Below are 9,225 nucleotides of genomic sequence, written 5' to 3' on the forward strand. Positions count from 1 at the left end.
TAAGCATTAGTACTAGGGACCCGTCCACCGACTCCTGTCAGGTGCCGTTCGGTTTTTTTGATGTCCGGCGAGGTTTGGCCGGCTCCGGTCTTTGCTACACTTTGGCCTACATGTTCATTCATCGCGTCATTCAAACAGGTTGTGGCGACCGGGGAGCCTGGCCCTGGCGTACCTGTCATTTCCCGCTCGCCTGAGGCGCATGCGGGCCGGCACGCTGACAGCGCTGCCCCGGCCCGTGCACTTGCCGCAGGTTCTGCGACACCCCCCTTTCTTTGTTGATGCCCTCCGCAGCCCGCGGGAGCATCCCGGCCCCGGTCTTCGGGGCGTGTTGAATGACAGGCGGCAGCGCTTTTATGCGTCTTGCCTCCCTGAAAAGGATTGACCGTGATCACTGAACTCGAATTCAAAAGCCTGGCCGGCCAGGGCTACAACCGTATTCCACTGATGGCGGAAGCGTTTGCCGACCTTGAAACGCCTCTATCCCTGTACCTCAAGCTCGCGCACTCCAAGGACGGCGGAAAATTCAGCTTCCTGCTGGAGTCCGTCGTCGGTGGGGAACGCTTCGGCCGCTATAGCTTCATCGGCCTGCCGGCCCGCACGCTGGTGCGCGCCTCGGGCTTTGGCGCCGACCGGGTCACCGAGGTGGTGACGGACGGCCGTGTCGTGGAGACCTCGGCGGCCAACCCGCTGGACTTCATCGCCGACTACCAGAAGCGCTTCAAGGTCGCGCTGCGGCCTGGACTGCCGCGGTTTTGCGGCGGCCTCGCCGGTTATTTCGGCTATGACGCAGTGCGCCACATCGAGAAAAAACTCGAAGCCAGCTGTCCGCCCGACACCCTGGGCTGTCCCGACATCCTGCTGCTGCAGTGCGAAGAGCTGGCGGTGATCGACAACCTCTCGGGCAAGCTTTACCTGATCGTCTATGCCGACCCGGCCCAGCCCGAGGCCTATGCCAACGCCAAGAAGCGTTTGCGCGAACTCAGGGAAAAGCTCAAGTATTCGGTCAGCGCCCCGGTGGTCAAGCCTTCGCAGGGCTACCCCGCCGAACGCGATTTCGCCAAGGCCGACTACATCGCCGCCGTGGAAAAAGCCAAGCGCCTGATCGAAGCCGGCGACTTCATGCAGGTGCAGGTCGGCCAGCGCATCAAAAAGCGCTATACCGAGTCGCCGCTGAGCCTGTACCGCGCGCTGCGTTCGCTCAATCCCTCGCCCTATATGTATTACTACCACTTCGGCGACTTCCATGTGGTGGGGGCTTCGCCCGAAATTCTGGTGCGGCAGGAGCAAGTCAGCGAAGGGCAAAAAATCACCATCAGGCCGCTTGCCGGCACCCGCCCGCGCGCTTCGTCGCCCGAGGCCGACAAGGCCGTCGAGCACGAACTGGTCAACGATCCGAAAGAGCGCGCCGAGCACGTCATGCTGATAGACCTCGCGCGCAACGACATAGGCCGTATCGCCAAGACCGGCACGGTGAAGGTCACCGAGGCCTTCGCCGTCGAGCGCTACAGCCACGTGATGCACATCGTGAGCAACGTCGAAGGCGTGCTGCTGGACGGCATGACCAGCATGGACGTACTCAAGGCCACCTTCCCGGCCGGCACGTTGACCGGCGCGCCCAAGGTCCACGCCATGGAAATCATCGACCAGCTCGAGCCCACCAAGCGCGGCCTCTATGGCGGCGCCTGCGGCTATCTCAGTTATGCCGGCGATATGGACGTTGCGATCGCCATCCGCACCGGCATCATCAAGGACCAGACGCTTTATGTGCAGGCGGCGGCCGGCGTGGTCGCCGATTCGGTGCCTGAGCTCGAATGGAAGGAAACCGAGGCCAAGGCGCGCGCGCTGCTGCGGGCTTCCGAACTCGTCGAGGAGGGCCTGGAATGAGCACGTCCAACCGTCCAACCGTCGAGCACTGCCGCAGCATGGCCGACGTGCGCCGCAACATCGACGCGCTTGACGACCGCATCGTGGCGCTGGTCGCCGAGCGCAGCGCTTATGTCGCGCAAGCGGCGCGCATCAAACAAAGCGCCGGCGACATCGTCGACCGGGCGCGCATCGAATTCATCGTAGACCGCGTGCGTGCCCAGGCTCGTGCGGCCGGCGCCCCCGAGGCCATCCTGGAAGCGGCCTACCGCGCCATGATTGCCGCATCCATTGATTTTGAGCGCGGCGAATTCCAACGCCTGCGCCAGGAGGCCTGAACCATGAAGCGCAACAAGCTCTTGATGATCGACAACTACGACAGCTTCACCTACAACATCGTCCAGTACTTCGGTGAACTGGGCGCCGAGGTCGAAGTGTTCCGCAATGATGAAATCAGCGTGGCCGACATCGCCGCACGCGCGCCCGACCTGCTGGTGGTCTCGCCCGGGCCGTGCTCGCCCGCCGAGGCCGGCATCTCGGTCGCGGCGATCCAGCACTTCGCCGGCAAGCTGCCCATCCTGGGCGTCTGCCTGGGCCACCAGGCGATAGGCGCGGCCTTCGGCGGCAACATCATCCGCGCCCAGCAGCTCATGCACGGCAAGACCAGCGTGATCACCACCACGCGGCAGGGGGTGTTCGCCGACCTGCCCGAGCAGTTCGTCGTCAACCGCTACCACTCGCTGGCGATTGAAAAATCCTCCTGCCCCAAGGCCCTGGTCGTCACGGCCTGGACGGACGACGGCGAGATCATGGGCGTGCGCCACAAGGAGCTGCCCATCCAGGGCGTGCAGTTCCACCCCGAATCGATACTCACCGAGCACGGCCACGCCATGCTGAAAAACTTCCTGGAGCAGACCGCATGAGCCAAGCTTTCGTTGACCTGCGCAGCGACACCGTGACCCGGCCGACGGCCGCGATGCGCGAGGCCATGCTGGCCGCGCCGCTGGGCGACGACGTGTTCGGCGACGACCCGGCCGTCAACGCGCTGCAGGAAAAAATCGCCGGCCTGCTGGGTTTCGAGGCCGCGCTTTTTGTGCCCACCGGCACGCAGAGCAACCTTTGCGGCATCCTGAGCCATTGCCAGCGCGGCGACGAGTACATCGTCGGCCAGATGGCGCATTGCTACCGCTGGGAAGGCGGCGGCGCGGCGGTGTTCGGCAGCGTGCAGCCGCAGCCGCTGAACCACCACAGCGACGGCACCCTGGCCCTGTCCGAGATCGAGGCGGCCATCAAGCCCGATGACGCGCATTTCGCGCGTACCCGGCTGCTGGCGCTGGAAAACACCCTGGGCGGCAAGCTGCTGCCGTTTGACTACGTGCAGCAGGCCACCGCGCTCGCAAAAAAACATGGCCTGGCCCGCCACCTGGACGGTGCCAGGCTGTTCAACGCCGCGGTGGCGCAGGCCGCGCAAACGGGCAGCAACCCGCTGGCCGAAGCGCGCCGCATTGCGGACTGTTTTGACAGCGTCTCCGTCTGCTTCAGCAAAGGGCTGGGCGCGCCCGTCGGCTCGGCGCTGTGCGGCTCGCGCGAGTTCATCGCGCGGGCGCATCGCATCCGCAAGATGGCGGGCGGCGGCATGCGCCAGGCCGGCGTGCTGGCGGCTGCGGCATCGCATGCGCTGGACCACCACGTCGGTCGCCTGGCGCAGGATCATGCTTTGGCCAAACACCTGGCCGACGGGCTGGCCGGCATCGAGGGCTTGCAGGTCGAGCCGCCGCACACCAACATCGTGTTTGTCGATTTGACGGGCGCGGCGCGCGAGCAATCGGCGGCGTTGCTCAAGCACCTGGGCAGCCAGGGCATACAGGCGACGGGCTTGTATCGCCTGCGTTTTGTGACGCACCTCGATGTGGACGCCGCCGGCGTGGACCGTGCCGTGGCCGCCATCCGGCAGTTCTTCCATCTCAAGGCTTGAAAGGACAACGCCATGCCCGACTTCCAACACCTGTTGCTGTTCATTGCGGCCGGCTGGCTGCTCAACCTGACGCCGGGCCCCGATGTGCTGTACATCGTGACCAACTCGCTGCGTTCGGGGGCGCGCGCCGGCATCGTGGCCGGCCTGGGCATCACGGCCGGCTGCTTTGTCCACATTTTCGCAGCGGCTGTCGGCGTCGGCGCGCTGCTGGCCACTTCAGCGATGGCCTTTACCGTGCTCAAGTGGATAGGCGCGGCCTACCTGCTGTGGGTAGGCGCGAAGATCCTGTTTTCCAAAGCACCGCAGGCCACCACCGATCTTGTCGCGGCGGCTGCCGCCCAGCCGGAGCGGCGCCTGAAAGCGGTCTTTATGGGGGGCTTCTGGACCAATGTCCTGAACCCCAAGGTCGCAATATTTTTCCTGGCCTTCGTGCCGCAGTTCATCGCTCCCGACACCGACAACAAAGCCCTTGCCTTTGTGCTGCTGGGCGTGCTGTTCAACCTGAACGCCATCCCGGTCAATTCGGGTTGGGCCCTGGCGGCCGCCTGGATGGCCAAACGCGATGCCGTGCAGCGCGGCATGCATTGGCTGGACCGCGCGGCCGGCGTCATGTTCATCGCGTTTGGCCTCAAGCTTGCCTTTACCGATAATCCGGCGAACTGAGCCATCCCGTCCAGCATCCATAAAGCAACACTGCAAACGAGACACGCCATGCCCCATACCCACAAGATCACCCCGCAGGAAGCGCTGCAGCGCACCATAGAGCACCGCGAAATCTTCCATGACGAGATGCTGCACATCATGCGCCTGATCATGAGCGGCGAAATGTCGCCCGTGATGATGGCTGCGCTGATCACCGGCCTGCGCGTGAAGAAGGAGACCATAGGCGAGATCACCGCCGCCGCGCAGGTGATGCGCGAGTTCTCCACCAAGGTCAACGTCGCCGACAAGACCCATCTGGTCGACATCGTCGGCACCGGCGGCGACGGCTCGCACACCTTCAACATTTCCACCTGCTCCATGTTTGTGGCCGCGGCCGCGGGCGCCAAGGTCAGCAAGCACGGCGGGCGCAGCGTGAGCAGCAAGTCCGGCAGCGCCGACGTGATCGAGTCCCTGGGCATCCACATCGGCCTCTCCCCTGAAGCCATTGCGAAGTGCATAGAGCAGGTCGGTGTGGGCTTCATGTTCGCGCCCAACCACCACCCGGCGATGAAAAACGTTGCACCCATCCGCAAGGAACTGGGCGTGCGCACCATCTTCAACATCCTGGGCCCGCTGACCAACCCGGCCGGCGCGCCCAACATCCTGATGGGCGTGTTCCATTCCGACCTGGTGGGCATCCAGGTCCGTGCGCTGCAACGCCTGGGCGCCGAGCATGCGATGGTGGTCTACGGCAAGGACGGCATGGACGAAGTCAGCCTGGGCGCCGCCACCGTGGTCGGTGAACTCAAGAACGGTGAAATCACCGAATACGAGATCCATCCCGAAGACTTCGACATGCCCATGGCCAGCAACCGCGCGCTGCGCGTGGAGACGCCCGAACAGTCCAAGGCCATGCTGCTGGGCGTGCTGGACAACCAGCCCGGCGCGGCGCGCGATATCGTGATCCTCAATGCCGGCGCGGCGCTGTATGCCGCCAATGTGGCCGACTCGATGAAGGCCGGCATCGTGCTGGCCCGCGAGGCGCTGGCGTCGGGCGCGGCCAAGGCCCGCCTGCAGCAACTGATTTCCACCACCCAACAACTGGCAGCCTGAACAACATGTCCGACATCCTCGACAAAATCATCGCCGTCAAGCGCCAGGAAATCGCCGAAGCGATTCGCAAAAAACCGCTGGCGGTGATGCGTGAAGACGCCGAGTCGCGTGTGCTGACACGCGACTTCGTGGGCGCGCTGCGCGCCAAGATCGCGGCGGGCCAGCCCGCGGTGATCGCCGAGGTCAAAAAGGCCAGCCCGTCCAAAGGCGTACTGCGCGCCGATTTCATTCCGGCCGATATCGCACAAAGTTATGCCGAGGGCGACGGCACCCTCAGCGCGGCCTGCCTTTCGGTGCTGACGGACAAGCAGTTCTTCCAGGGCAGCATCGATTACCTGAAACAGGCCCGGGCTTCCTGCAGCCTGCCGGTGCTGCGCAAGGACTTCATGGTCGATCCTTATCAGGTGTACGAAGCGCGTGTCATGGGCGCCGACTGCATCCTGCTGATCGCGGCCTGCCTGGACGACGCGCAGATGAAGTCGCTCGAGGCGCTGGCGATGTCACTGGACATGGCGGTGCTGGTCGAAGTCCACGACAAGGGTGAACTGGAGCGCGCGCTCAAGCTCAGGACGCCGCTGATCGGCATCAACAACCGCAACCTCAAGACCTTCGAGGTTTCGCTGGACACCACGCTGGGCATGCTGGGCCAGGTGCCGGCGGACCGACTGCTGGTCACCGAATCGGGTATCGCCACGCCGGCCGATGTCAAACGCCTGCGCGCTGCCGGTGTGAATGCCTTCCTGGTCGGCGAGGCATTTATGCGGGCCGAAGAGCCGGGACTGGCGCTGGCCCAGCTGTTTGGAAATTAAGCAATCCGATTAGGCAAGCACATGGACTTCCCGCCCGGCACCTCAAAAAGCCCACCTGACCAGCTGGCAGGCGCGGACCCCGCGGAGTGGCCGGTCGCGCCAGGCTGGCGACCCACGACGGAGGCTTTTTTTGAAAGCTCTACCGGACGCAGGCTGCTGGATTTTCTGCAAGGCCGGCTCGCGCAAGGCGCGGTGATTTTTCCGCCCCAGCCGCTGCGTGCGCTCGAACTCACGCCGCCCCATGAGGTGCGCGTCGTGATCCTGGGCCAGGACCCCTACCACGGCCGGGGCCAGGCTGAAGGGCTGGCGTTCTCCGTCGCTTCCGGCGTGGCCTTGCCTCCCTCATTGCGCAACATCTTCAAGGAATTGCAGCGCGACCTGGGCACGCCGCCTCCCGCCTTTCCGGTGCCCGGCGGAAGCCTGGTGAAGTGGGCCACGCACGGCGTGCTGCTGCTGAACACCTGCCTCACGGTGGAAGAAGCGCAGCCCGCCAGCCACGCCGGCAAAGGCTGGGAAGTGCTGACCGACACCTTGATCCGCCAGGTGTCCGACGGCGACCATCCGGTGGTCTTCATGCTGTGGGGCGCCCATGCGCAAAGCAAGCGGGCCTTGATCGATGTGAAGCGCCACAAGGTACTTGTGGCCAACCATCCCTCGCCGCTGTCCGCCTTGCGGCCGCCGCTGCCTTTTATCGGCTGCGGCCATTTCTCGCAGGCGCGCGAGTGGCGCGACGCGCACCCTAAAAGTTAGCGGGCACGGCAAAGTGCGCGCGGCGGGCAAGCACTAATACAAGAAGCGTGAGGCGCCAAGCGGCCCCGCTAAAACTCCTGGGGAAGGCTGCCGACGTAGTCGCGCCGGATATTGACCGTGCTTTGCTGGCCCAGCGCCTCAAAATGGCGGCGCAGCCAGCGTTTGGCCGCGCCGTGGCCCATGTCAAATAGCTTTTCAATCATGGCACCGTCGGCCGACATCTTGCTCGACGACGGCAGGTCTTCCAGGGCCTCGCCGCCGTCGATGCGGTGCAGCAGCAGGCTTTTGTACTTCACGCCCTCCTGCAGGCGCCCATCGGCCAGCAGTCGGTTGATGAAGTCGATGGTGCGCATCTGGGACAGCAGGCTGGCATTAAAGGTCAGCTCGTTCACCCGGTCCATGATGTCGTGCGGCGTGTGGGGAACCTCGGGCCGCCGCAGGGGGTTGATCTGCACCACGATGATGTCGCGGCTGCTGCATTCGCTGATCAGGGGCAGCAGGGACGGATTGCTGGAAAATCCCCCGTCCCAGTAGGACTGGCCGTCAATTTCCACCGCCTGGAACAGCGTGGGCAGGCAGGTGGAGGCCATCACGGCCTGCAAAGTCAGGCGTTTGCCCGAAAAGATTTCTGCCCGGCCTGTGGTCACATGGGTCGCGGACACGAAGGCCCTGGGCACCTCCAGGCCGGCGATGGCGTGAAAGTCGATTTCCGCCTGCAGCAGCTTGCGCAGGGGATTGATGTCCAGCGGATTGGACTGGTAGGGCGAGAGCCACTGGCTCATTGCGCCATTAAAAAAGTTAGCGCCCACTTTGTCTGAGGACCAGCCACCCAGCAACATCTTGCTGATTCCGTCGGCCATGGAGCCAAGGCTGCCCATGGCAGCCACGCCCTGCCAGATCCGGGCCAGCGATGCGCGGGCCGCTTCCCGGGGATTCGGTGTCCCGCTGTCTTTATGCGAGGCGACGGCAAATCCATGCGCCAGCGCCACGGCATTGACTGCGCCCGCGCTGGCGCCGCTGATGCCATCGAACTGGATGCGTTCATCCTGCAACAGGGCGTCCAGGACTCCCCAGGTGAACGCGCCGTGGGAACCGCCGCCCTGCAGCGCCAGGTTGACCCGGCGCTGGGAGGATGGTTCTGGTGGCGAAGAGGGGGGAAGTGAGGCGCTCATGGCGCTAGTTTGACAGGCGCAAAGTCCCACCGGCCCCGGAAGCAGCCCGGACGGCATTTTTTAATGTTTTTGCGGGGCCCCGGCATTTCGTCCGACATAAAACCGTGGCATAATCCGAGGTTCGCTTGAAGGATGGGTGCCCGAGTGGCTAAAGGGGGCAGACTGTAAATCTGTTGGCTAACGCCTACGCTGGTTCGAATCCAGCCTCATCCACCAGATTTTGTTTGATTTTTGGCAAGCGGCCAGTGCAAGGCAGTCGCGTAAAGCGGGTTTTGGGCTGTGAGTGGTTTGATGTGAGTTGAATTTGGCAGAGCTGCGCGGGAGTAGTTCAATGGTAGAACCCTAGCCTTCCAAGCTAATGACGCGGGTTCGATTCCCGTCTCCCGCTCCACGAGGCTCCGGTTTTGGGGTGTTTGCGGGCTCTGCTGGTTGATCTTGCGCCGGACTGCAGTGAGAGAGTTTTGAAGTCTTTTGACTTTTTGAAGAATTTAGGCCCTTTTGGCTCAGTGGTAGAGCACTCCCTTGGTAAGGGAGAGGTCGCGGGTCCGATTCCCGCAAAGGGCACCATATTTTGAGCCGGCGCAGCGCGCAAAGCGCTGCGGCCGGCGGTAGTGATTCACTGGTTTTGTAACTCTTTATAAATTTCTGGAGTTGAAAAATGGCAAAAGGCAAATTTGAGCGGACCAAGCCGCACGTCAACGTAGGCACGATCGGCCACGTGGACCATGGCAAGACGACGCTGACGGCGGCGATCACGACCGTTCTGGCGTCCAAGTTCGGCGGCGAAGCCAAGGGCTACGACCAAATTGACGCGGCGCCCGAAGAAAAAGCGCGCGGTATTACGATTAATACCGCCCACGTTGAATACGAAACCGCGAACCGCCACTACGCCCACGTGGAC

The 9,225-nt window shown here is 63.8% G+C and carries 10 protein-coding genes and 3 tRNA genes; 12 read left to right on the top strand and 1 reads right to left on the bottom strand.

Annotated features, from left to right (window positions below):
* Positions 1-384: 384 nt before the first annotated feature.
* The 8 genes from trpE to AC1D0O_RS24690 are packed head-to-tail and all read left to right on the top strand — an operon-like array spanning position 385 to position 7,152.
* Positions 385-1,884, top strand: coding sequence for an anthranilate synthase component I (gene trpE / locus AC1D0O_RS24655; RefSeq protein ID WP_477656117.1), 1,500 nt, complete (start codon positions 385-387; stop codon positions 1,882-1,884).
* Positions 1,881-2,201, top strand: a complete 321-nt coding sequence (locus AC1D0O_RS24660) for a chorismate mutase (RefSeq protein WP_477656118.1) — start codon at positions 1,881-1,883, stop codon at positions 2,199-2,201. The genes trpE and AC1D0O_RS24660 overlap by 4 nt, the downstream gene beginning before the upstream one ends.
* 3 nt (positions 2,202-2,204) lie before the next feature.
* On the top strand, positions 2,205-2,786 hold the full coding sequence (locus AC1D0O_RS24665; protein WP_477656119.1) for an aminodeoxychorismate/anthranilate synthase component II: 582 nt from the start codon (positions 2,205-2,207) through the stop codon (positions 2,784-2,786).
* Positions 2,783-3,838, top strand: a complete 1,056-nt coding sequence (gene ltaE / locus AC1D0O_RS24670; protein WP_477656120.1) for a low-specificity L-threonine aldolase — start codon at positions 2,783-2,785, stop codon at positions 3,836-3,838. Before AC1D0O_RS24665 ends, ltaE begins: the two co-directional genes overlap by 4 nt.
* Before the next feature lie 12 nt (positions 3,839-3,850).
* Positions 3,851-4,501: a LysE family translocator gene (locus AC1D0O_RS24675; RefSeq protein WP_477656121.1), complete on the top strand. Its 651-nt coding sequence runs from the start codon at positions 3,851-3,853 to the stop codon at positions 4,499-4,501.
* Between the two features lie 48 nt (positions 4,502-4,549).
* Positions 4,550-5,593: an anthranilate phosphoribosyltransferase gene (gene trpD, locus AC1D0O_RS24680; protein WP_477656122.1), complete on the top strand. Its 1,044-nt coding sequence runs from the start codon at positions 4,550-4,552 to the stop codon at positions 5,591-5,593.
* Between the two features lie 5 nt (positions 5,594-5,598).
* On the top strand, positions 5,599-6,402 hold the full coding sequence (trpC, locus tag AC1D0O_RS24685) for an indole-3-glycerol phosphate synthase TrpC (RefSeq protein ID WP_477656123.1): 804 nt from the start codon (positions 5,599-5,601) through the stop codon (positions 6,400-6,402).
* Between the two features lie 21 nt (positions 6,403-6,423).
* Complete coding sequence (locus AC1D0O_RS24690) at positions 6,424-7,152, top strand: uracil-DNA glycosylase (RefSeq protein WP_477656124.1); 729 nt, start codon at positions 6,424-6,426, stop codon at positions 7,150-7,152.
* Between the two features lie 68 nt (positions 7,153-7,220).
* Here AC1D0O_RS24690 and AC1D0O_RS24695 read toward each other — a convergent pair whose 3' ends face one another.
* Positions 7,221-8,324: a patatin-like phospholipase family protein gene (locus AC1D0O_RS24695; RefSeq protein WP_477656125.1), complete on the bottom strand. Its 1,104-nt coding sequence runs from the start codon at positions 8,322-8,324 to the stop codon at positions 7,221-7,223.
* Between the two features lie 130 nt (positions 8,325-8,454).
* Between AC1D0O_RS24695 and AC1D0O_RS24700 the strand changes: the two genes are divergently transcribed.
* The 4 genes from AC1D0O_RS24700 to AC1D0O_RS24715 all read left to right on the top strand — a co-directional run.
* Positions 8,455-8,540, top strand: a tRNA-Tyr gene (locus AC1D0O_RS24700).
* Between the two features lie 101 nt (positions 8,541-8,641).
* Positions 8,642-8,715 (top strand) — tRNA-Gly (locus tag AC1D0O_RS24705).
* A gap of 101 nt (positions 8,716-8,816) precedes the next feature.
* Positions 8,817-8,891: transfer RNA gene (locus tag AC1D0O_RS24710), tRNA-Thr, on the top strand.
* A 91-nt stretch (positions 8,892-8,982) separates the two neighbouring features.
* A partial coding sequence (locus AC1D0O_RS24715) for a GTP-binding protein (RefSeq protein ID WP_477650650.1) occupies positions 8,983-9,225 on the top strand: 243 nt, incomplete at its 3' end.

It is taken from the genome of Polaromonas sp. P1_F2, from assembly GCF_056405735.1.